Source organism: Streptomyces sp. NBC_00104 (assembly GCF_045160825.1).
Lineage (GTDB): Bacteria > Actinomycetota > Actinomycetes > Streptomycetales > Streptomycetaceae > Streptomyces.
In genome coordinates this window covers 5,848,029-5,868,451 of sequence record NZ_CP108215.1, presented here as the reverse complement: position 1 = coordinate 5,868,451, position 20,423 = coordinate 5,848,029, and the positions used below count along the sequence as shown (strand labels likewise).

General features: G+C 71.1%; 20 protein-coding genes. 13 read left to right on the top strand and 7 right to left on the bottom strand.

Annotated features, from left to right (window positions below):
• Positions 1-3 precede the first annotated feature (3 nt).
• The 4 genes from OG272_RS25850 (at position 4) to OG272_RS25835 (ending at position 7,747) form a co-directional block, all read left to right on the top strand.
• On the top strand, positions 4-396 hold the full coding sequence (locus OG272_RS25850; protein ID WP_328223631.1) for an SCO5389 family protein: 393 nt from the start codon (positions 4-6) through the stop codon (positions 394-396).
• A gap of 488 nt (positions 397-884) precedes the next feature.
• The gene (locus OG272_RS25845) at positions 885-3,896 is read left to right on the top strand and encodes a SpoIIE family protein phosphatase (protein WP_328223630.1); all 3,012 of its coding nucleotides are present in this window, start codon (positions 885-887) and stop codon (positions 3,894-3,896) included.
• Between the two features lie 252 nt (positions 3,897-4,148).
• On the top strand, positions 4,149-6,794 hold the full coding sequence (locus OG272_RS25840) for an SdrD B-like domain-containing protein (protein WP_327728690.1): 2,646 nt from the start codon (positions 4,149-4,151) through the stop codon (positions 6,792-6,794).
• Positions 6,795-7,039: 245 nt separating this feature from the next.
• Positions 7,040-7,747: a L,D-transpeptidase gene (locus OG272_RS25835; protein WP_405896074.1), complete on the top strand. Its 708-nt coding sequence runs from the start codon at positions 7,040-7,042 to the stop codon at positions 7,745-7,747.
• A 138-nt stretch (positions 7,748-7,885) separates the two neighbouring features.
• Here OG272_RS25835 and OG272_RS25830 read toward each other — a convergent pair whose 3' ends face one another.
• Complete coding sequence (locus tag OG272_RS25830) at positions 7,886-8,614, bottom strand: hypothetical protein (RefSeq protein WP_327728691.1); 729 nt, start codon at positions 8,612-8,614, stop codon at positions 7,886-7,888.
• 237 nt (positions 8,615-8,851) lie between these two features.
• On the opposite strand from OG272_RS25830, the gene OG272_RS25825 reads away from it, so the two are divergent.
• On the top strand, positions 8,852-9,199 hold the full coding sequence (locus OG272_RS25825; RefSeq protein WP_326580333.1) for a LuxR C-terminal-related transcriptional regulator: 348 nt from the start codon (positions 8,852-8,854) through the stop codon (positions 9,197-9,199).
• A gap of 587 nt (positions 9,200-9,786) precedes the next feature.
• Here OG272_RS25825 and OG272_RS25820 read toward each other — a convergent pair.
• Positions 9,787-10,332: an RICIN domain-containing protein gene (locus OG272_RS25820; RefSeq protein ID WP_326580335.1), complete on the bottom strand. Its 546-nt coding sequence runs from the start codon at positions 10,330-10,332 to the stop codon at positions 9,787-9,789.
• A gap of 128 nt (positions 10,333-10,460) precedes the next feature.
• Between OG272_RS25820 and OG272_RS25815 the strand changes: the two genes are divergently transcribed.
• The 4 genes from OG272_RS25815 to OG272_RS25800 all read left to right on the top strand — a co-directional run bounded on the left by OG272_RS25815 (position 10,461) and on the right by OG272_RS25800 (position 13,564).
• On the top strand, positions 10,461-10,982 hold the full coding sequence (locus OG272_RS25815) for a DUF3515 family protein (protein ID WP_327728692.1): 522 nt from the start codon (positions 10,461-10,463) through the stop codon (positions 10,980-10,982).
• Between the two features lie 17 nt (positions 10,983-10,999).
• Positions 11,000-11,605, top strand: coding sequence for a TlpA family protein disulfide reductase (locus OG272_RS25810; RefSeq protein ID WP_405894973.1), 606 nt, complete (start codon positions 11,000-11,002; stop codon positions 11,603-11,605).
• A gap of 103 nt (positions 11,606-11,708) precedes the next feature.
• Positions 11,709-11,963, top strand: a complete 255-nt coding sequence (locus tag OG272_RS25805; RefSeq protein WP_326580341.1) for a hypothetical protein — start codon at positions 11,709-11,711, stop codon at positions 11,961-11,963.
• Positions 11,964-12,376: 413 nt separating this feature from the next.
• On the top strand, positions 12,377-13,564 hold the full coding sequence (locus OG272_RS25800) for a hypothetical protein (protein ID WP_405894971.1): 1,188 nt from the start codon (positions 12,377-12,379) through the stop codon (positions 13,562-13,564).
• Positions 13,565-13,662: 98 nt separating this feature from the next.
• On the opposite strand, the gene OG272_RS25795 is transcribed toward OG272_RS25800, so the two are convergent.
• The 3 genes from OG272_RS25795 to OG272_RS25785 form a co-directional block, all read right to left on the bottom strand.
• Positions 13,663-14,580: a hypothetical protein gene (locus OG272_RS25795; protein WP_327728695.1), complete on the bottom strand. Its 918-nt coding sequence runs from the start codon at positions 14,578-14,580 to the stop codon at positions 13,663-13,665.
• A gap of 151 nt (positions 14,581-14,731) precedes the next feature.
• Positions 14,732-15,625 carry a L,D-transpeptidase family protein gene (locus OG272_RS25790; RefSeq protein WP_405894969.1) on the bottom strand — a complete coding sequence of 298 codons (894 nt, stop codon included), beginning with the start codon at positions 15,623-15,625 and terminating at the stop codon, positions 14,732-14,734.
• Positions 15,615-16,118 (bottom strand): SigE family RNA polymerase sigma factor, encoded by a 504-nt coding sequence (locus OG272_RS25785; protein WP_326580349.1) that lies wholly within the window; start codon positions 16,116-16,118, stop codon positions 15,615-15,617. The genes OG272_RS25790 and OG272_RS25785 overlap by 11 nt, the downstream gene beginning before the upstream one ends.
• 138 nt (positions 16,119-16,256) lie before the next feature.
• On the opposite strand from OG272_RS25785, the gene OG272_RS25780 reads away from it, so the two are divergent.
• From OG272_RS25780 to OG272_RS25765, 4 genes are all read left to right on the top strand, one after another.
• Complete coding sequence (locus OG272_RS25780; RefSeq protein ID WP_327728697.1) at positions 16,257-17,285, top strand: L,D-transpeptidase; 1,029 nt, start codon at positions 16,257-16,259, stop codon at positions 17,283-17,285.
• Positions 17,286-17,385: 100 nt separating this feature from the next.
• Positions 17,386-17,961, top strand: coding sequence for a hypothetical protein (locus OG272_RS25775; RefSeq protein WP_327728698.1), 576 nt, complete (start codon positions 17,386-17,388; stop codon positions 17,959-17,961).
• Positions 17,962-18,215: 254 nt separating this feature from the next.
• A complete protein-coding gene (locus tag OG272_RS25770) occupies positions 18,216-18,764 on the top strand; it encodes a SigE family RNA polymerase sigma factor (protein WP_327732172.1) in 549 nt (182 codons plus the stop codon).
• Positions 18,761-19,687 carry a hypothetical protein gene (locus tag OG272_RS25765; protein ID WP_327728699.1) on the top strand — a complete coding sequence of 309 codons (927 nt, stop codon included), beginning with the start codon at positions 18,761-18,763 and terminating at the stop codon, positions 19,685-19,687. Before OG272_RS25770 ends, OG272_RS25765 begins: the two co-directional genes overlap by 4 nt.
• A gap of 12 nt (positions 19,688-19,699) precedes the next feature.
• Here the strand turns inward: OG272_RS25765 and OG272_RS25760 are convergent, their stop codons facing one another.
• Positions 19,700-19,861 carry a hypothetical protein gene (locus OG272_RS25760; RefSeq protein ID WP_327732173.1) on the bottom strand — a complete coding sequence of 54 codons (162 nt, stop codon included), beginning with the start codon at positions 19,859-19,861 and terminating at the stop codon, positions 19,700-19,702.
• Positions 19,862-20,027: 166 nt separating this feature from the next.
• Positions 20,028-20,396 carry a hypothetical protein gene (locus OG272_RS25755; RefSeq protein ID WP_327728700.1) on the bottom strand — a complete coding sequence of 123 codons (369 nt, stop codon included), beginning with the start codon at positions 20,394-20,396 and terminating at the stop codon, positions 20,028-20,030.
• Between the last annotated feature and the right edge of the window lie 27 nt (positions 20,397-20,423).

Genomic DNA, 20,423 nt, shown 5'->3' with positions numbered 1-20,423 from the left:
CCCATGTCGCTCGACGTCTCCCCGCAGCTGCTCGCCGATGCCGAGAACGGCGAGGTGCGGGAGGTGGAGTTCGTGGAAACGGTGCGTACGTCGCTGCCGTACGCGTACGACCTGATCGCCTCCCTCGTCGCCGAACTGCGCGCGGGCACCGCCGAGTTCGCCGACAACCAGACCCCGCCACCGTCGGAGCGGGAGCGCGGGCAGCTGCTGCGGGCGTTGTCCAGCGACGCGATCCGGGGGAGTCTGGAGCGGCACTTCGGGGTGGCGCTCGCCTTCCAGAACTGCCACCGGGTGGCGGTCTTCCCGACCGAGGCGCGCGGCGGTGAGACGTACGCCCGTTTCACCTCGCTGCGGTCGCAGATCCTCAACCAGTCGCCGGAGTTCCGGGACTGCTGACGCCCGGGTGCGGGCCCGGTCTCGCGCCCGAGCACGCGGCCCCACCGCCGGACCCGGCCCCCGCCGACCTCCCGGTCTCTCCGGAACCTCCCGCCTCTCCGGCCCCTCCGACAGGCCTGAATCGGCCAGCCACCGCCCCCTCCGCACCCCTCCCGCGGAGGGGGCGGTCGGTTCGACACGCCGGAGCTCGGGGGGCGTACGGGGGCGCATTACCGGCGTACGCCTGCACTGACGGCCGGGGGTGCACGCGTCCATGTGGGCGGCTTCGGGCTGTTCGCGCGGGCAGTTCGTCCCGATCACGCCCGATCGCGCCCGGTCTCGATGGGCTCGCGCAGGGCAGTCGTGTGCCTGGTGGGTGATCGGTGAGTGCCGGTCCGTGCGCCACGGCGTGCGGCCGTGTGATGTGCGCCGTCACCAGGTGGCCTCTCTGCGATCACACAAGGTGAATAATGGGGCCTGAGGGCGTCTCAGCGACAGAGAGGGTCGCCGTGGGGACCGACAGGGACAGTGCCGTTTCCCGTCAGCGCTTCGACGTGGCCGACGCCGCGCCGTTGCTGATCGACGCGGACGGGTTCGTGACGAGCTGGACGCGGGACGCCGAGCGGCTCTTCGGGTATCCGGCGGCCGAGATCCTGGGCCGCAGCGTCCTGACGCTCCTGGTCGACGAGGACGGCGAGCGCATCGGCCCCCTGGCCGAAACCCGTCGCGCCCTCGGCGGCTGGTCCGGCATCCTCACCGCCCGCCACCGCGACGGCCACCACGTCAAGGTGATGGTCCGCGTCGTACCGACACGGGAAGCGGCCACGCCGACTCCCGCGGCCGACGCGATTCCCTCCGCCGACGCGACTCCCGCGGCCGGTTCCACCCTTTCGACCCTGTCGGCCGGTGTCACCGGGTCCGCCGGGTCCGCCGGTGTCACCGGCTCCGCCGACGTGAAGACCTCGCCGTCGGCACCCGGCGTCTGGCCCGCGCCGCGCCCCGGCTATCCCGACGCGCCCCTGTCCGTCACGCCGCCCGCGCCCCCGACCCCCTTCGCACCCCCTGCTCCGACCTCGCCCGAGGTCGGGCGGCCCCCCGCCCGGGAGGCGGGCGCCTGGCCGGCCGCCGGGAACACCGGAAGCCCGCCCCGGCAGAGCCCACCCGCGCCCAAGCCCGCCCCACCACGGAGCACGTCACCCCGGGCGCGCACCACCTGGCCGGCCACCCAGGGCCCCGGCAGCCCATCGGCCCGGCAGACCGCGCCCGCCCCCGGCTTTCCGCCCCCACCCGCGTCCCCGTCCGCGCGCCTGCCCTTCTCCCCGTCCCCGTCCCTGCCCCCCTCCTCACCTCCACCCCCGTCCTCGTCCCCGCTCCCCTCCCCGCCCGCCCCCTCGCTCGGCACCCCCGACTCCCTCAACCCCGCCCACTGGGTGGCCCTCGTCTCGGACGCCACCCGGGCTCCCGGCTGGGACATGAGCAGGACCGTGCTGGAGCGGATGACGACGTGGTCGCCCGTGGGCATCGCGATCGTGGACACGGAGTTGCGGTTCGTGTGGTCGAACGCGGCGCTGGAGCGGTTCGGGGGCGGGCAGGCGCACGAGAGGGTGGGGCTGAGGCTGGCGGAGGTGCAGCCGGGGCTGGACGCGGAGCGCATCGAGGCGCAGATGCGGCAGGTGCTTCGGACGGGTGTGCCGGTGCTCGACTACGAGCACGTGGGCCGGGTCCGGTCGTCTCCGTACCGCGAGACCGCGCACGCGATGTCGTTCACGCGCCTGGAGGACGATCACGGCCGGCCCATCGGCGTGTACTACACGGTGGTCGACGTGTCGGAGCGACACCGCGCCCGCACCCGGCTGGCCCTGCTGGACCGGGCCGGTGAGCACATCGGCCGGACCCTCGACGTACGGCGGACCGCGCAGGAGCTGGCGGACGTGGTCGTACCGACGCTCGCCGACTTCGTGACCGTGGACCTGCTGGACTCGGTGCTGCGCGGCGCCGAGCCGGGCCCCCTCGGCGACGGTTTCGTCCCGCTGCGGCGGACCGCCCAGCAGTCCGTGCACGCCGGGGTGCCGGAGGCCGTCCTGGAGGTCGGCGCGGTCGCCTCGTACGCGGCCGGTTCGCCGCCCGTGCGGGCGCTGGTCGACGGCCGGTCGTGGTCGGAGCCGAGGCTGGACCCGCTGTCGACGGAGTGGGCCGAGGCGCTCCCGGGCGGCCGGGCGGTGCCGGTGGAGGCGCTCGGGCTGCACAGCGTGATGATCGTGCCGGTGCGGGCGCGGGGCATCACGCTCGGCATCACGACGTTCTTCCGGCGCGACCGGCTGGACCCCTTCGACGCGGTCGACCTGGGCCTCGCCGAGGAGCTGGTCGGCCGGGCCGCCGTCTGCGTCGACAACGCCCGCCGGTACACGCGCGAGCGCGACGCCGCCCTCGCCCTCCAGCGCAGCCTGCTGCCGCGCCGCCTGCCCGAGCAGGACGCGGCCGAGGTCGCCGCCCGCTACCGGCCCGCCGACGAGCTGACCGGGCTCGGCGGTGACTGGTACGACGTCATCCCGCTCTCGGGTGCCCGTGTCGCCCTCGTCATCGGCGAGGTGGCGGGCCACGGCATCGACGGCGCCGCCGCCATGGGCAGCCTCCGTACGGCCGTACGCACCCTGGCCGACCTCGACCTGCCGCCGGACGAGGTGCTCGCCCACCTCGACGACATGGTCGCCAAGTCGGCGCGGCAGGAGGGTGCCGAGCCGGGCGGGGGCAGCGTCCAGACGGTCGGGGCACGCTGTCTGTACGTCGTCCACGACCCGGTGTCCGGGACGTGCGCGATGGCCGCCGCCGGGCCGTTCGCCCCGGCCCTGGTCGCCCCCGACGGTACGGTCACCTTCCCCGAGCTCCCCGAAGGGCCGGCGCTCGGCGTCGACCAGCGGCCCTTCGAGGCGCTGGAGATGGACCTCCCCGAGGGCACCGTCATCGCCCTGCACACCGACGGGCTGCTCGCCGACGCCCCCCGGGAGGCGCTGTGCCGTGCGCTGGCCCGGCCCGAACCCTCCCTGGAACGGCACGCCCAGCACGTCCTCGACTCCCTCGCCCCGGCCCGCCCCAACGACGACGTCGCCCTCCTCCTGGCCCGCACCCGGCGCCTGCCCGCCCACCGGGTCGCCTCCTGGGAACTGCCCGCCGACCCGGCACTGGTCGCCGAGGCCCGCAAGACCACCGCCCGGCAGCTCGGCGTGTGGGGGCTGGACGAGCTGGCGTTCACCACCGAACTGGTCGTCAGCGAGCTGGTCACCAACGCGATCCGGCACGCCGCCGGGCCCATCCGGCTCCGACTCGTCCTCGAACGCACCCTGATCTGCGAGGTGTTCGACGGCGGCGCCACCGCGCCCCATCTGCGTCATCCGCGCACCACCGACGAGGGCGGCCGCGGCCTGTTCCTCATCTCCCAGTTCACCCAGCGCTGGGGCACCCGCTTCCTGCCCGACGGCAAGGTGATCTGGGCGGAACAGTCCCTGGCGAATCCGCCCGCCTGACGTACCGTCAGTCCACGCGGTAGGCCATGCGGGGACGCCACCGCTGACCCGACCGGATGAACTCGCCGGGCCACGCCCTCCTCCCGCCTCCCCCGAATCTCCACAATTACGGCGTATCGCCCCTCTCTTGCGCCCGCCCATGCCCCGTTCGGCCTGATTAGTGGCGCTTGCCACTTCATATGAATGCAGGGGTCGGCTTCGGGCACCGGGCTCCGTCGCCTCGGCAGGACATCAGGAGAAGAGGGACGTGGCGTGAAGCGAAGAACACCGGGCGGCGTGGGTCTGACCCTGGCCGTCTCGGCGGCGTTGGTGGTGGGACTGACCGGCGAGGCGGTCTCCGCCGCCCCCGGCGCGAGGAGCATCGCGGACGGCAGGGCGCCCGGCGACGGCGCCGTGACCGTGCGCGTCGTCAACGAGGTGGATGCCGACGGGACGTACGACCAAGGCCTGGAGAAGGGCTGGCTCGGTGTGCGGGTCACGCTGACCGACGACCGAGGAACCGTGGTGACCCAGACCACCAACTCCTACGGCGTCGCCTGGTTCCAGCCGTCGGCCTCCCCACTGCGCGGCGGCAGGTACCGCGTCCAGGTCTACAACCCCGACCCCCGCACCTTCCAGCCGGCGATCGCGGGCCTCGGCGACGGACCGAAGGTCATGCGCAGCAACGTCGGCTTCGTGAACGTCTCCGGCAACCGCAGCACGACGTACACGACCGGCTTCTGGGAGCCCGGGGTCTACTGCCAGGAGAACCCTGACCTGGTGACCTGCAACCTGACGAAGGGTGACGCACCCGACACCCACAAGGGTCTGGTGCGGTTCGCGGGGAACCTCTCCGACACCCACCCCGGCGGCACGGTCCGCCGGCTGACCAACAACCAGCAGCAGGGCTCGGTGTTCGGCATCGGCAACGACCGGGTCGGCAACACGTACATGGGCACGCTGGTCAAACGGCACGCGGCGTACGGCCCGGCGGGCGCGACCAACACGATCTACCGCCGCAACAGTGCCTCCGGGGTGAGCACCTTCGTCACCCTCCCGGGCCTGCTGACCGAGCACGACGAAAGCGACGACTGGCTTCGTGACAACCCGGTCTACGGCAGGGTCGGCCGGGAAGGCATCGGTGACGTCGACGTATCCGGCAACGGCAGGACCCTCTACGCGGTCAGCCTCAACGACTCCCGGCTGTACACCGTGCCGATCCGCGGCACCGGCGACGGGGTCTACCCGGGCACCTACCGGTCGCACGTCATTCCCGAGCCGGAGCACTGCGCCGGCCACTGGCACCCGTACGGCATCGGGGTGCGCGGCGGGCGCGTGCTCGTCGGCGGGGTGTGCGGCGCGGAGAACACGGTCACCAGGAACGCCCCGTGGGGCGACCCGTCCCAGGTCACCGCGCACGTCTACGAGTTCTCCCAGGGGTCGTTCCGCCATCTGTTCCGCACGGCGATGAACTACCCGCGCGGCTGCGCGTACCGGTTCACCGGACTGCCCGCGACCACCGCCCGCTGCACCAAGCCCGCCTCCGTCGGCCGGCCGCTGAGTGCCATGTGGGAGGCGTGGAACCAGCGGGTCCCCACGCCCGGGCACCTCTCCTTCGTCTCCGCGCCGCAGCCGATCCTGTCCAACATCGAGATCGCCGACAACGGCGACCTGGTCCTGGGCTTCCGCGACCGCTTCGGCGACATGCAGGGCACGGCGACCTACCCCTTCAACGCCCGTACGAACGCCCTGGTCAGAGCTGTCGCCGCCGGTGACGTGCTGCGGGTGTGCAAGTCCGGTACGACGTACACGCCGGAGAACAACGCCCGGTGCGACGCGCTCCACGGCGCACAGCCCAACAACGACGAGGGCCCGGGTCACGGCGAGTTCTACGCCGACTCGACGAGGCTCGCGGACGCCCACGAGGACCAGGTCACCCAGGGCGGCACGGCCCTCCAGCCGTTCCGGAACAGGCTGTGGAGCACGGTCTACGACCCGTTCGACCACCACCCCTGGGAGCAGGGCGTACGCCGCTGGAACACCAACAAGGGCACGGCCGAGGGCAACCTCACGATCCAGCGCACCTGGAGCGGCGACGCCAGGCAACGCGCCCTGCTCTTCGGCAAGGGCAACGGCCTCGCCGACCTGGAGCTGATCTGCGACCGGGCGCCCATCCAGGTCGGCAACCGCGTCTGGTACGACGTCGACGGCGACGGCGTCCAGGACCCGTCCGAGCCGCCGGTCAAGGGCGTGAAGGTGACGCTCGACCCGATGTCTCCCGGCCCCGACCTCAGGGCGTACACCGACGCGAACGGCGAGTACTACATCGGCGGCGACCGGGGACTGCGGCCGAACACCACCTACCGGGTCTCCTTCGACTACAGCCGCGCCGACACGTCCGCCCTGCCGGGCCGTCCGAGCCGCTCCGCCCTCAAGTGGACGGTCAGAAACGCCGGTTTGAACCGTGCGATCGACTCCGACGTCGACGCGCAGGGCCGCACCACGGTCCGTGTCGGCGACCCCGGCCACGTGAACCACACGGTCGACGCCGGCCTCACCCCGTCGGTGCGGCTGACGCTCGTGAAGCTCGACAGGAAGAACAACAGGCCGCTGCCCGGCGCGGTGTTCGAGCTGTGGCAGGACACCAACGGCGTCCGCGGCCTCCAGCGAGGCGGGCCGAAGAGGGACCGGTTCGTCAACGACTGCGCCAGCTCCCGCACCGGCCGCTGCTCCTTCGGCTCGCTCCTGCCCGGTACGTACTACCTGGTGGAGACGGACGTCCCCGAGGGCTACCGCAAGCCGCGGCGGCCGGTCACCGGCCCGTACGTCCTCACCCCGAGGAACGCCTCGAACGGCAACGGGCTGTTCGTGAAGCTGTTCAACCTGCGGGGAGAGCGGTGCAAGGGAAGGAAGTGCTGATCCCCTGAGTCCCCCGCCCCAGGTCCTGGGACCCGGGAGGGTGACGTGGGACGGGCCGTCCACCGGTCGACAGCGGTGGGTGGCCCGTCCGCGTGAAGAGACGCGGGGTGCCTTCCCGTTCGGCCCAGCAGGACGTCTCCGGGGTGCGCGGGATGCCGTATCTCTGGGAGGGAGTACGGCGAGTGCGTGAGTGAGTACCGGAGGCCGCGTTGACGGAACGAAGGACACGGAAGAGCCGGATACGGATGGTCGCGGTGGTGTCGTCCGCCCTGTTGGGCTGGACGGCGGTCCCGGCCGCCGCGTCGGCCCCGGCGGCGGCGTGCACCGCGCGCACCGGCCCCTACCAGTGGGACCTGGAACGCCATCTCAAGCTTCCGGCGGACGGCCGGCAGTCCACCGCCGACTGCGTGGCGATCCGCGCCTTCCAGCAGCGCACGGGTGTGAAGCCGGCGAACGGCTACGCGAACGTGGCCACGCACCGCACGATGCTGGTGGTGCGGGCCCGCGCCGACCCGAACGCCGCCGGGAAGTGCCCGGTGCGGTCGTACCAGGTGACGTGCGTGGACCTCGACCAGCAGCTGGTGTGGGTGCAGCGGGGGAAGCGGGTGATCTACGCGCCGGTGCCCGCGCGCACCGGCAAGGACGGTCAGGAGACCCGCTCCGGCTGGCACACGGTCTACTGGAAGAACCGCGACCACCACTCCGACCTGTACGACCACGCCCCCATGCCGTTCGCCCAGTTCTTCAGCGACGGCCAGGCCTTCCACGGCGTCCTCGACGACCTCTTCCAAGGCGGCTCCCACGGCTGCGTGAACCTGCGGTACGCGGACGCCGAGCGGCTGTGGCGGATCATGCACAAGGGGGACTCGGTGTACGTGTGGGGTGTCAAGCCGGGGACCGGGCGGTCCCTGCGGCCGTCATCGGCGTCCTCGTCCGCACCGGAACAGGGCTGAGCCCGGCGGCGCGGCACCCCGGATGGGGCCGGCCCTGACCAGGGGCCGGGGGTGCCGCGCCTTCCCCGGTCGGAAGGGGCTGCCCAGGGGAGAGAGAGGGGAGCCTGATCCCGGGGCCGGGGGCGCAGGGACCTCGGATCAGCCGTGGATGAGGGAGGCGGTCCAGGTGTTGAGGTGGCCGGTGACCGCCTGGTCCTTGAGGACCGGCTTGCCGACGGCCTGGACCTTCGGGGTGGCCTTCCAGGTGACGTCGGCGCGGGCGATGCCCTTGACGGCGACCTTGACGCCGCCGCCCTTGATGGCGAGGGCGGCGTTGACGTTGGTCACCTTGGCGACGGCGCGGGCGTTGCGCTGGACCTTGCCCTTGACGATCTTGTAGTGCAGGGTCAGCTTCTCGCTGGTGACCGGGATGCCGTAGATGGTCTCGGTGGCGGTGTAGGAGACCGCGACGGCGCCCTTGGTGTGCTTCGAGGACGAGACCTCGTGGACGAACTTCACGTCCTTGTTGTACGGGGTCACGGTCTTCACCGGATGGTTGACGTTGCCCTTGAGCTGCCGGAACAGGGACGCGTAGATCTTGCCGTTCTGCAGGTGCCCGACGAACGCGGTCTTCTTGGCGGCCGGCAGCGCGGAGAAGCTCTTCAAGGTCCGCTTGGCCTCGGGTGTCCTCTGCGCCTTGAGGTAGGCGGTGTAGCTCTTGACCGTCAGCTTCGCCGGCAGCTTCGCGGCGGCGGTCTGGGAGGCGGCGGTCTGCGTGCCCTGGTGCGGGCCTGCCTCGCTCGCCGACGCCGCCGGGGCCAGTACCGCCAGGGACGCCGCTCCCGCGACGACGACGGTGGTGAGGCGACGCGTGGTGACGCTGTGCACAGTGTTCTCCCTGCGGTCTGAGTGTCCGTCGGTGCGCGGCAACGAGCCTAGGGAGCGGTCGGCCCGGCGGTAATTGTCTCTTGGGGCAGTGCCCTCCGGGGATGTCCCACTGTGACGTGGCCGTGTCATTTCGGGGGTGCTTCTTGTCGGTAGCGGACGCTAAGTTGGGGGGGAGATCGCCGCCGCACCCGGGGCACGGGGCTCTGTCGGGAAAGCGGCATCGGGAAGGGCCGACCAATGACCAAGAGGTCTGACGTAGGAGACACGGCTTGCGCCTACCGGCGCACGGGGGCCGAACCGGTTCGGGACATCAGCAGGCTCAAGACGCTGACGGAACGGGAGAAGGAAGTCCTGCTTCTGCTGGGAACGGGCCTGGGCAACCGGCAGTTGGCCAGGGAGCTCGGTATCGCCGAGCGGACCGTGAAGGCACATGTCGCGCGAATAGTGGAGAAACTGGAGCAGCAGACACGGCTGCAGGCCGCGGTGCTCTCCGTCCTCGCCCACGAGCTGCTGTGCGCCGATCCACGGTGCACGTGCGACTCGGCCGCGCCGACGTCCCGTCTCGTCGGGGCGTCCGCCGTCTGACCGTCGACCGGTCGTTCACTCTTGAAAATCACCACCGCTCAATGACCAGCTGAGCACACGCAACCCATGTGCGGCGCGAGCGACTTACGGGGGTAGATGCGCGTATGACCACGAGATGACGAGCAAGAGGCGAGAAATGTGAAGAAGGGCCCGCCATCCGGCGGGCCCTTCGTTCCACGGGCCCCTTCTCCGCCGATACCCGCCCTCCCGCGCCACCGGCCGGACCCGTGATGTGCGGGGCGCCGTCGACGCGGCGCCCGCCGCCCCACTCGCAACAGACTCCCTGGCTCCGATGTCACTCGCCACGTCAGTCAGCAACTGTCGCTTCCAGCTCGGGAGTTACGCCGCTCACTGTACAAACCCGAGCCGTGGGCCGAGACCGACGGAACACCGATGAAGGGCCGACGGGGCACTGTCGCCCATCACCTTCGTCGTAGAGCCCGGTTCTGACGGCGTCGTCGCGTCCGGTGTCGATCACCCGGCCGGCGTCGGTGCCACCGGGCGCACCGACCCGATTCGATGACTGAGCAGCCTTGTGGCGACACCCGATGACACCATGTTCACGCCGGGGCGGAGGCGGAGACAGGTCAGGAAAGGCCCCACTCCTGCTTCACTCGCCCCTTGTTCGACCCGTCGGCCGGGGTGATCGTGATCTTCTGCCCGGAGCTGCTGCTGGCGGCCGTAAGCACCTTCTTCGCGGACACGTTCTTGATCCTGCTGCCGGCGAAGTCCCACTGCTGCGCCTTGGACTTGGTGTTGCAGCTCGTCTGCTCCACTTGAGTCTTCGTCTTGGCGGACCGCACATACAGGCACTTCTTCGAGTGCTTGTTCTTGATCACGAATATGCGCGACTGGTTGGGCTTGTTGTCATTGATCCACACCAGGTCCCACCGCTGCGTGGTCGCCTTCTTCGCGCACTTGCGCAGCTTCAGGTCCGCCTTGTTGGCCTTGGAGTTGTCCATCGACAGGCACATGCCGTACGTGCCGAACACCTTCTCCAGGCGCACATTGCCGTAGCCCTTCGGAACCTTGTCCTGCGCCCCGGCGCCCGCCGCCGACGCCGGCAGCGCGCCGCCCGCCAGCAGAGCGCCCGCCGCACCGGCGAGCACAAGCCCCTTCACCGCGTTCTTCATGAAGCCACCGCTTTCTCGAGATCACGTACTCGGTGACCAGGACCGTAGAGTCCTGGCCGGTGGCGGCGGTATTGACTGTTTGGGCACTGCCTCAAGGGACACTCACACCCACCCCGTACGATCCCGCCATGTCCCGCCGCACCCGAATCGCCGGTCTGACCATCGGCGCCCTCGCCCTCACCACCACCGCCGTGATCACCGTGCACATGCTGAGAGAACCCACCTTCAGCTTCGCCGCCGCCCCACTGGCCGACGATCCCGCCTGCACCCGGGTCGGCGAGCGGTACCCCAACCGACTGGCCGGGCTGGAGCGGTCGGACACCACGACGAAGGGCGCGGCGGTCTGGGGTGACGGAGCCGTCGTCGCGCGCTGTGGCTTCCCCCGGCTCAAGGCCACCGCCGACGCGTGTGCCGAGGTCAACGGGGTGGACTGGGCATGGCGTACGAGCACGGACGACGACGGACGGGAAGTGCTGGTCACCTACGGTCGTGAACCGTCCGTCGAGGTGCAGCTCACCGTCGGCGAGGCGGCCCCCGACTCCGTCCTCGTCGGCCTCTCCCCTGTCGTGAAATCCCTCAAGCAACGCAACGAGTGTCTTTCCCCCTCCGATGTGATGGCACCCCCGAGCCCGACGCACAGCACCCACTGAGGGAGTTGGAGTACCCGATGGCCACGACGAAGACACTCCGGCTGGCGGCCATGTGCGCGATCGCGGTCGCGGTCGCGCTGTCCGGCTGCTCGACCAGCGAACCGCTGGTACTCGATACGGACACGGCACAGTCGGGACGGTCCCAGCCGTTCAAGAGCGTTCCGGTGACCGAGCGCGCGGACGCTCCCGAATTCTCCGGCAGTACGGTCGACGACGATCCGGTCCACCTTTCCGACTACCGTGGCAAGGTCGTCGTCGTGAACGCCTGGGCCACCTGGTGCGGTCCGTGCCGGGCCGAGTCGCCCGCTCTGGAGCGCACGTATCGGAAGTTCAAAGACCAAGGCGTGCAGGTACTAGGGATCAGCACCGACGTCGAGCGACAGAACGCGCGGGCGTTCCAGCGGGAGTTCGCCCTCTCCTACCCGAGCCTGCACGACCCGGACGGCAGGCAGTTGTTGAAGCTGCCGCGCGGCATGGTGAACCCGCGACTCCTCCCCTTCACCCTGCTCGTCGATCGGGAAGGCAGGATCGCGGGGGCCGTCCAATCCCCGTTGACCGAGAAGGAGTTGCAGGCCATTCTCACTCCGATACTGAAGGAGACCTCGGGGAAGACACATGAGTAGGGGTGGCTGCGGCTGGGGCGACCGAGAGTGGCAGGATGAGAGCGTACGAGCCGCTTCATGTACGGCGCAGGACGGCGACGCCCCACAACAAGGGACCCGAGTCATGGCAGCTGGAACCACCGACAGCCCGGCGACGCTCTACGGCCCGGTGTCTCTCGGTCTCGGGGTCATCGCGCTGATCACCGCGTTCTTCTTCGGTATTTTCGGCATTCTGGCCGGCGCCCTCGCCATCACCTTCGGCATCCTCGGCCTGACCAGCAAGGTCAGCCGGACCAAGAGCACCATCGGGCTGGTCACCGGCGCCTTCGGGTTCCTCTACCCGCTCTCCTTCTTCTTCGTCTTCACCGGCGGCTTCTGAAACATTCCCCCAGGCCCTCAGGGGGTGAGGACCGATGTCCCCATCAACGATGGTGACTTGGGCCCCGTACTCGCCGCTGCGACCGCTTGTGATCTGAACTCCCTGCAATCGTCGGCGAGTTCGCGGAGGTGCTTCATCCGCGGGTCGACGGCGGGCTTCTCGTACGCATTGCCCCGGTGGCGCGATGGGACACCGCAATAGTTGTCATCGAATCCGGTGGCCTCGGCCTACGGCCGCACCGTGCGGGCCCGCCCACCAGTGCCTTGCCCTTTCGGGCACTGCCCAAGAGGGCGCTGCCCCAGGAGTCACTTACACCCCTCCCCCCTCCTCCCTAGGGTCTTTGGCAGGCGCCTGACAAGAAGCTATCCGCTCCCATCAGGTCGCCTGGCATTGACGGGGACGAAGGGACAAACATGCAAATCTCTCGATTCGCGAAGGTGACGGCGTTGTCCGTGGCTCCGCTCACGCTGGTCGCGGGTGGTTTCCAGGCGTCGGCTCTCGCGGACCAGTCCGCTCAGGACGCACGGCCCGCCGCCGCGGCGTTCTCTGTGTCCGCGCTGTCCGCCAGGTCCGACGGCGGGCTGAAGGACGTCTCCGGCTTCAGCTCGAACAGCACCCAGGGCAAGACCCTGAGGGCGGAAGACTTCGGCGTCATGCGGGCGGCCTCAGGGGAGGCCGCTGTCGTCGACAGCTCCATGGCACGCCAGGGCGTCACCACGGCTGCCGGCAAGGGTTTTGTCGAGCTGTCCTGGAAGGGTTACACGAAGGACGCCCGGTACGTCGTCACCCGAGACGGCAAGAGCATCGCCACCCTGGGCGCGGGCGTGACCTCCTTCCGCGACACCAGCGTAAAGGCGGGCGCCGACTACGCCTACCAGGTCATTCCTCTGCTGCCGAAAGGCGGCAACCCGAACTCCAGGCTCTACGGCATGAGGGTGGCCGTCCCCCACTCCGGCTCGCTCACGGGGCTGCGCGAGTCGGCGGTCGAGCGGGCGTCCACCGCGGCCGTGGCCAAGACGTCCACGCTGAGCTGGGTCGGCTTCATCCCGCAAAAGTACGTCGACGCTCCCTTCGCCGGCTGTGACTACGGCAAGAGCTTCAAGTTCGGTGGTGACAACCACAAGGACTTCAACTGGAAGTCGAACAAGTACCGCTTCGCGCTCCACGCCACCATCACCTGGAAGACCAAGAAGGTGGTGAGTAACAAGCACATCAACCCCACCACCGTCTACGTGAAGAAGACGAACAAGTACGTGGGCTCGAAGACCGCCACCGCCAAGAACACGTACGCGAAGAAGCTGGCGTCGAGCGGCAACACCGTGGGCATCCGGATGGTTGTCCACGCCACCAACCCGTACTGCAAGGGCCTGGGCGGGTTGAAGGGCGCGGCCTCCGGTGCCTTCACCATCAATATGTCCAAGAGTGGTAACTATGAGATCCGCTCCGGCACGCACCGCCAGTACCCGAACAACTACATCTACATCTACGACGGCGGTAAGGTCACCAATGTCCACAAGAAGAAGCACGGCAGCACCAAGTGCCTCGTCGGCTCGGTCTTGTGCCCCCAGGTGGACATGACCGGCCTCTACGGCAAGTTCTGACCTGACCTTCGGGCTTTCCTTCCTCACACCGATGCTGGAGGAAGGAAAGCAGGAGCATCACCGACTACAGCGAGCCGCCGGGCCTCGGAGGAGTCCCCTTAGGCGGAGGACTCCTCGTCCGCGGACGGCTCGTCGGGGGCGCCCTCCTCGGCGGGACTCCCCTCGGACGGCGTCTTCTTCTCCCCCTTCTCGGCCTCCTTCGTCTCCTTCGCCTTCTTGGCCTTCTTCTCTCGCTGCTCCTTCCTCTCCTTCTGTTCCTTCTTCAGGAGGTCCTGGAGGCGTTGGACGCCGGCCTGGGCGGCGTCGCGGGTGGCGGTGTCGTCGATGCCGTAGAGGCCGCCGTGGGTGAGAAGGGCGGCGGTGTCGCCGACGCGGACGGTGGCGAGGTCGAGGGTGAGGGCGCTGTCCTCGCCCTCCACGGCACCGCTGACGACCAGCCGCAGCCCCTGCCGGGCGTCGCCCAGGCCGCCGGGGAGTTCGACGGGGGTGACCTCGGCGCCGTACTCCTGCCCCTGGGCACCGGTGATGGTGAACTCACCGCACTTGTCGACGAGTTGACGGAGCCGGCCGAGGCGGGCGTCGACGTCGGCCTTGTCGTACGCGCCGACCTGGTAGCGCAGCTGGGCGCCGTACTCGTAGTCGTCGAAGCCCGTGACGGCCGTACCGCCCTTGGGTTCGCCGAGGATGTCCTCGGCGTAGACCGCGTCGAGGAGTGCCTGGCACTCGGGGCGGTCGGTGCGGCCCTTGAGGAGACCGTCGCGCCAGGTCGCCGCGCCCTGGGTGCCGGCCCAGGCGTCGCCGAGGTCGTCCTGGCGCAGCAGGGCGCTTCTGGCCCGGGCGTCGGTGAGGGCGGGGACCGTCGAGGCGGAGGGCGAGGCGGGGGCCATGGTCTCGTCGACGGAGGCGGCCTCGGGGAAACCACGCGGGTGCCCCGGGTCGTCCACGGCGCAGGCCGCCGCCCCCGCGAGCATCCCGAGGGCCACGGCCCGGGCGAGAACACGGTACGGACGACGCATGGCGGAGCCTCCCGAGAGCACGACGTTTCCGCTCCTACGCCAACACCCCTCGGGCCCGTCCACCAGCGCACGAGGGCGTACGGGTGAGCGGCTCCCCCGGACGGCTCTCCCGGACGGCTCTCCTCACAGCACCGCGGCGCGGGGGTTCGGTTCAGGGCAGGGGGGTGGGGAGGAAGGACTCGTCGGCCGTCGTGGGTGTGGGGAGGGTCGAGTCCGGGGCCGGGGTCGGTGCCGTGCCCCGGATCTCCACGAGCGCGCCCGTCGTCAGCCGGTCGTACAGCCACCGCGCGTCGTCGGTGCGCAGGCCGATCCAGCCGGAGGTGGTGTCGAGGTTGCCGGGAGCCTTGTCGTTGTAGGTGAGGGCGGCGATCCAGATGCCGCTCCCGGCCGGGCTCCGCGTCGGATCCCCGGTCGCCTTCTCGCTCGTGCCGGTCCCGTCGGTCGCCTCGGTCCCGTCGGTCGCCTCGGTCGTGCCGCGCGGACCGCCCGTACTGCCGCTGCCGTCGGCGGTAGGAGTCGCACCGTCCGCAACGTCCGCACCGTCCGCACCGTCCGCACTGTCCGCACCGGGTTCGGCGCTCGCCTCGACCGGGGCCAGTTCCAGGACCCACGGGAGCTTCATCTCGTACTCGTCGGGGAAGCGGACCGTCGCGGCGGAGACGACCATGACGCTGTGCTTGGCGGTGACGGTCATCAGGCCGGTCGGGGTCGGCGTCCTGGCCGTGCCACTGGAAAGTGGCAGTTCGCGGCCGTCGACGGTGAGGACGCGGCGGGAGAGGTCCACGGTGACGTCGGGCGCCGCCGTAGCGCTGGGCAGGGAGGTCGCGGTCGTGGACGGGCCCCGCTCGGTGCCGTGGGAGGCGACGTTCAGCGTGAGGACGGCGGCCAGGCCCGCCGCCGCGCAGCCGCCCGCGAGGGCGGCGGTCGTCCGGCGCCGCCGCCGACGGCGTCCGGCGGTGGCGCGGACGTCGGCGCCGGACCCGGGCGGAGAAGCCTCGGCGGTCTCGGCCAACTCGCGCAGCCGGACGGTGAGTTCATCGGACACGACCGTCCTCCTTCGCACCCTCGGCGGGGGCCAGTTCGCGCGCCAGTGCCGCCCGGCCGCGGGACAGCCGGGCCTTGACCGTGCCCACGGGGGCACCGGTCTCGGAGGCTACCTGCTCGACACTCAAGTCGCACAGATGGTGCAGAACCACCGCCATCCGCTGGGCCTCCGGAATCCTGCGCAACGCCTCGACCAGCACCGCGCGCTCGGGATCGGGTCCCGGCGCGTGTTCCGGGGGCGGAGTGCGGCGCACCAGCTCCAGCCAGCGGCGCGCCCGGCGCCACCGGCTCACCGCGAGCCGCATCGCCACGGTCCTGATCCACGCCTCGGGCGCCCCCTCCGCGAGGAAGTCCCGCCGCCGGTCCCAGGCCCGCACGAAGGCTTCCTGCACCACGTCCTGCGCCTCGCCGTGGTCCCCGGTGAAGGCGTAGAGCTGGCCGGTCAGCCGGGGGAACGCGGTGGCGTAGAACGCGTCGAACTCTGCCTCGGTCATGCCCCCGCCGTTGTCCGAAGTTCCCTGCGTCGCCATGCAACCCGGTCGCCCCCGTCGTGCGTACAGGTCCCGTACGTACGCCCGCACATCGAAACACATCGCGAATCACATCATCGCGAAACACATCTGGGGGAGACCATGACCACGAGGAGCAGGGCCGCGAGAAGCAGGGGCACGGGAACGCGGCGGCGCCGACGTCTCGTCCACGTGATCGCCGCGACGGCCGCGTGCGCGGTCGCGTTCGCGCTCACGGGCTGCGCGGGGAGCGGCGAGGGCGTGCGGGTCGAGGGGCCGAGTGGGATCCCGAGGGCCCATTCCCAGGCGGACCAGGGGGCGGACGCCGGGGACGGGGACGGAACCGGGGACGGAACCGGCGCCGAGGCCGTGAACGTGAAGCCCGGCCCGCCGCCGCCCAAGGCCTTCGAGGGCGCGCGCGTGAACATCGCCGACGGGCAGACCGTGGGCGTCGGCATGCCGATATCCGTCACCTTCGACCGCCCGGTCCCGGAGGCCGAACGCGCCGAGGTGGAACGGCGGTTGAAGGTCGAGACGGACACCGGCACGGAGGGCTCCTGGAGCTGGGTCAAGGACCGGAACCTCGCCGACGGCCAGCGCGTCGACTTCCGTCCCCGCACCTACTGGAAGCCCGGTACGAAGGTCACCGTCGAGGTCGGGGCGGACCTCACCCGGCACTTCACCATCGGCCGCTCGCTGATCGCCACGGTCGACGTACGGCAGCACACCATGACCGTCGAGAAGGACGGCTCGACCCAGCGCATCCCGGTCACCACGGGCGCGCCCGGCATGGAGACCTGGAACGGCACGATGGTCGTCTCCGACAAGCAGCCCAAGGTCTTCATGGACTCCCGCTCGGTCGGCTACGGCGACTCGTACGCCGACTGGTACTCCTACGCCGTCCACCTCACCGCCTCCGGCACCTACCTCCACGAGAACCCGAAGGCCAACACGTACGCGGGCCGACAGAACGTCACCCACGGGTGCGTGGGCCTCGCGGACGACGGCACGGCGAAACGGTTCTACGACCAGGTCATCCCGGGCGACGTGGTGAAGGTGACCGGCTCGAAGGAGACCGTGGCCGTCGGCAACGGGTACGGCGACTGGAACCTGAGCTGGGAACGGTGGGTGGCGGGCAGCGCACTGCGCTGAGAGCGCGGCGAAAAAAAACGTACGCCGGTGTCATCCGTCCCGTACGTCTTGTGAGTTTGCAGAGGTGTCAGACCAACACACCAATGGGGGTTGTCCGTTCATGACCATGACGCGGATGCACAAGTACGTCGCCGTCGCAGCGCTGACCACGGTGCTGGCGGGGGTGCCGTCGATGTCGTACGCCGTCTCGCGGGGGGAGACGGCGCACGGCACCGACACGGCGGCGGTGGCGGCGGCCAGGAAGGCGCCGACGCCGCGCATCGTCGCACCCGGGGAGCACGTCGTCGCCGCGCCCGGCTTCGAGCTGTGGCTGACGGCGGAGGGCAAGCACTGGACGGACCCGGACATGCCCGACGACCCGCAGTTCCGCAGCGTCGTCGACGGCAACATCGACCCGACCCGGCCCGGGGTGTCCCTCCAGGGCAGCGGCTTCGAGGGGCGCTACTACCTCTCCGGCCTCTACTACGGCGGCAAGGGCACGGCCTCCCGTGTCGAGGTCGCGACCAGCACGGGCAAGGTCCGCGGCAAGCTGATCGAGCTGGCCGGGAAGCCGGGCTGGGGTGTCTGGTACGCCATCGCCGACCTGCCGTCGGGCGACAACGGGGAGGACTTCCTCCGCGAGGTCACCGTCTACGACACCAGGGGCCGCGTCTACTCCCAGCTGCCGCTGAGCTGAGCTGAGCTGAGCTGACCTGAGCCGACCCGCTCCGTACCGCTCTGTCGGCCGGAGCGGTCGGCGGCTCGAAGTGACCGTGCGGGCGGAGGACCTGACCACTCCCCGCCCGCACGGGCACGCTCCCCCACTCCCGACCCCGAGGACCGTCGTCCGTGCCGCACGAGAAACCCGGACCGCCCGAGCAGCCCGAGCAGCCCGGACCGCACGAGCAGCCCGGACCGCCCGAGGGCGGCGACTTCGCCGCGTACGCCACCGTGGCCTGGCCCCGCCTGGTGCGTACCGCGCACATGCTGACCGGTGACTTCCACGAGGCCGAGGATCTCGTGCAGACCACCCTGGCGAAGGTGTACGCCCGCTGGCGGCGCATCCCGCGCGACGACGTCGACTTCTACGTACGGCGCTCGCTGGTCAACAACAACATCAGCCGCGTCCGCAAGAGACGCGTGGCCCATCTGCTGACGCCGTTCCTGCCGGAACGGGTGCACGAGCGGCACGCCGGGCACGCCGACTCGATCGCCCAACAGGCCGCCGTCACCCAGGCGTTGGCCGGACTGTCGGCCCGCCAGCGGTCCGTGCTGGTGCTCCGCTTCTGGGAGGACCTCAGCGAGAACGAGATCGCCCAGTTGCTCGGCTGCTCGCTCGGCACGGTCAAGACCCATGTACGGCGCGGCCTGCAGGCCCTGCGCACCCACCCGGTGTTCGCCGCCTCCCGTACGGACGGCGGCCACGGCTCCACCGCCTCCGCTCCCTCTCCCCCGTTCGCCCAGGCGCCCCCCTCGCCCGTCCCCGGAGCCCGCCCATGAACCACCCGACCTCCGGGACCGGCCCGACCGGAACCGGCACAGACACAGGAACAGGCGCGGGCGTCGGCGTGGACGCGGGCGCGGAAACGGGCGTGGGCTCGGGTGCCGACTCGGGCGCGGCGGGCTCGGGCGTGGGTGGCGCGTACGCCGCCGACACCGGGCAGTTGCTGCGGGAGGCGTTCGCCGAGGCCGCGTACGACGTCACGCCGCCGCCGGTACCGCTGGAGGCGATCGAGCGGGACGGCCGCAAGCGCCGACGGCGGCGCCGGGCCGCCGCACTGAGCACCGGCTGCGGGCTGCTGCTCATCCCGCTCGTCGTGCTGGCCCTCCGCCCCGACGGCCCCTCCTCCACGGTCCGGCCGATGGCCCCGCCGAGCCCGAACCCGAGCGCCGGCGCCTCGCCCTCACCGACGCCGACCCCGACGCCCGCCCGGACCTCCGAGACCTCCGCGCCACTCGCCGGGCAGGTACGGGTCGTCGCGCCCGAGGAACGGGTCACCACCGAGCAGGGCACGGAGCTGTGGCTGACCGCGGACGGCAAGCACTGGCGGGACCCGGAGCCGGAGCCCGGCGTGACCGGGCCGGACCAGTTCCGCAGCCTGGTGGACGGCAACCTCGACACCAGCGAACCGGGCATCTCCCTGCAGGGCTCGGGCTCGGCCACCGGCGGCTACACGGTCCACGGCCTCTTCTACGGCGTCCGGTCCGCGGCCGCCGGCGTCAGGATCACCACCTACGACGGCACGGTCCTCGACGGCACGGTCCTGCGCCTGAAGGGCACCACCAACTGGGGCGTCTACTACGGCCATGTGCGGGTCCCGGAGGACCTCGCGCGCTCCCTCGACTTCCAGGACCCCGTGCACGAGGTGATGGTCTACGGCACCGACGGCGAGGTGCTCGCGGAGAACTACTTCGGCCCCTGACGCTCCGCGGTCTCACCGCTTCTCGTACGGGTTCTCCGGCTCGGCCACCCGCCGCACCGACCCGGCGTCCAGGACGGGCGGCCAGGCCTTCTCCGAGCCCGGCTCGCCCGTGGGGTGCCAGATGCCGGTGACGGTGACCCAGGTGTCGGTGGTCGGGGCGTCGGCGTCCCGGATCTCGACCTTGTACGGGCCGGCGTCGGCGGCGCGGCAGGAGACGAGGAGGCGGGTGAGGTACCAGGCGCCGTCGCCCCCTGGGTGACGAAGCCGGTCGTCCGGACCGTACGGCCCTTCAGCGACCGCCCGCTGTCGTGGACCGCCCGGGACGAGAACTCACCGAGGGTCAGCTCGACCGGGTCCGCCTTCGGCAGCGCGGGGAACGTCCCGACGCCGCGCGCCGCGTACTCGGCGGCCTCCCGGTCCGCACGACCACCGGGCCGAGGACGGAGGCGACGGTCGCGACGGCGACGAGCGCGAGACCGCCGGGCACGGCGCAGAGCAGCACGCGCACGACAAGCCGCACGGCGACGAGAACGCCCCCGCGCTGCCCGGCACTCCGCCGCTCCCCGACGGCCGGTCGCTCGCCGACGCCCGGCCGCTTCCCGACACCCGCCCGCTCCCCGACGCCCGGTCGTTCTCCGGGCCTCGGCCGTGTCCCGGCGGTGTTCTGTCTCTCGGCGCTCCCCTGTTCTTCCTCTTCCTCGGTCTCCACATGAGGAAGCTAGGGCGCGGGGCTGTG

Bases quoted from the DNA above. Each gene is read 5' to 3' on its own strand.
- OG272_RS25850 (WP_328223631.1), top strand. From the start codon at position 4: ATGTCGCTCGACGTCTCCCCGCAGCTGCTCGCCGATGCCGAGAACGGC.
- OG272_RS25835 (WP_405896074.1), top strand. From the start codon at position 7,040: ATGGTCGCGGTGGTGTCGTCCGCCCTGTTGGGCTGGACGGCGGTCCCG.
- OG272_RS25825 (WP_326580333.1), top strand. From the start codon at position 8,852: ATGACCAAGAGGTCTGACGTAGGAGACACGGCTTGCGCCTACCGGCGC.
- OG272_RS25820 (WP_326580335.1), bottom strand. From the start codon at position 10,332: ATGAAGAACGCGGTGAAGGGGCTTGTGCTCGCCGGTGCGGCGGGCGCT.
- OG272_RS25815 (WP_327728692.1), top strand. From the start codon at position 10,461: ATGTCCCGCCGCACCCGAATCGCCGGTCTGACCATCGGCGCCCTCGCC.
- OG272_RS25810 (WP_405894973.1), top strand. From the start codon at position 11,000: ATGGCCACGACGAAGACACTCCGGCTGGCGGCCATGTGCGCGATCGCG.
- OG272_RS25805 (WP_326580341.1), top strand. From the start codon at position 11,709: ATGGCAGCTGGAACCACCGACAGCCCGGCGACGCTCTACGGCCCGGTG.
- OG272_RS25800 (WP_405894971.1), top strand. From the start codon at position 12,377: ATGCAAATCTCTCGATTCGCGAAGGTGACGGCGTTGTCCGTGGCTCCG.
- OG272_RS25795 (WP_327728695.1), bottom strand. From the start codon at position 14,580: ATGCGTCGTCCGTACCGTGTTCTCGCCCGGGCCGTGGCCCTCGGGATG.
- OG272_RS25785 (WP_326580349.1), bottom strand. From the start codon at position 16,118: ATGACCGAGGCAGAGTTCGACGCGTTCTACGCCACCGCGTTCCCCCGG.
- OG272_RS25780 (WP_327728697.1), top strand. From the start codon at position 16,257: ATGACCACGAGGAGCAGGGCCGCGAGAAGCAGGGGCACGGGAACGCGG.
- OG272_RS25775 (WP_327728698.1), top strand. From the start codon at position 17,386: ATGACCATGACGCGGATGCACAAGTACGTCGCCGTCGCAGCGCTGACC.
- OG272_RS25765 (WP_327728699.1), top strand. From the start codon at position 18,761: ATGAACCACCCGACCTCCGGGACCGGCCCGACCGGAACCGGCACAGAC.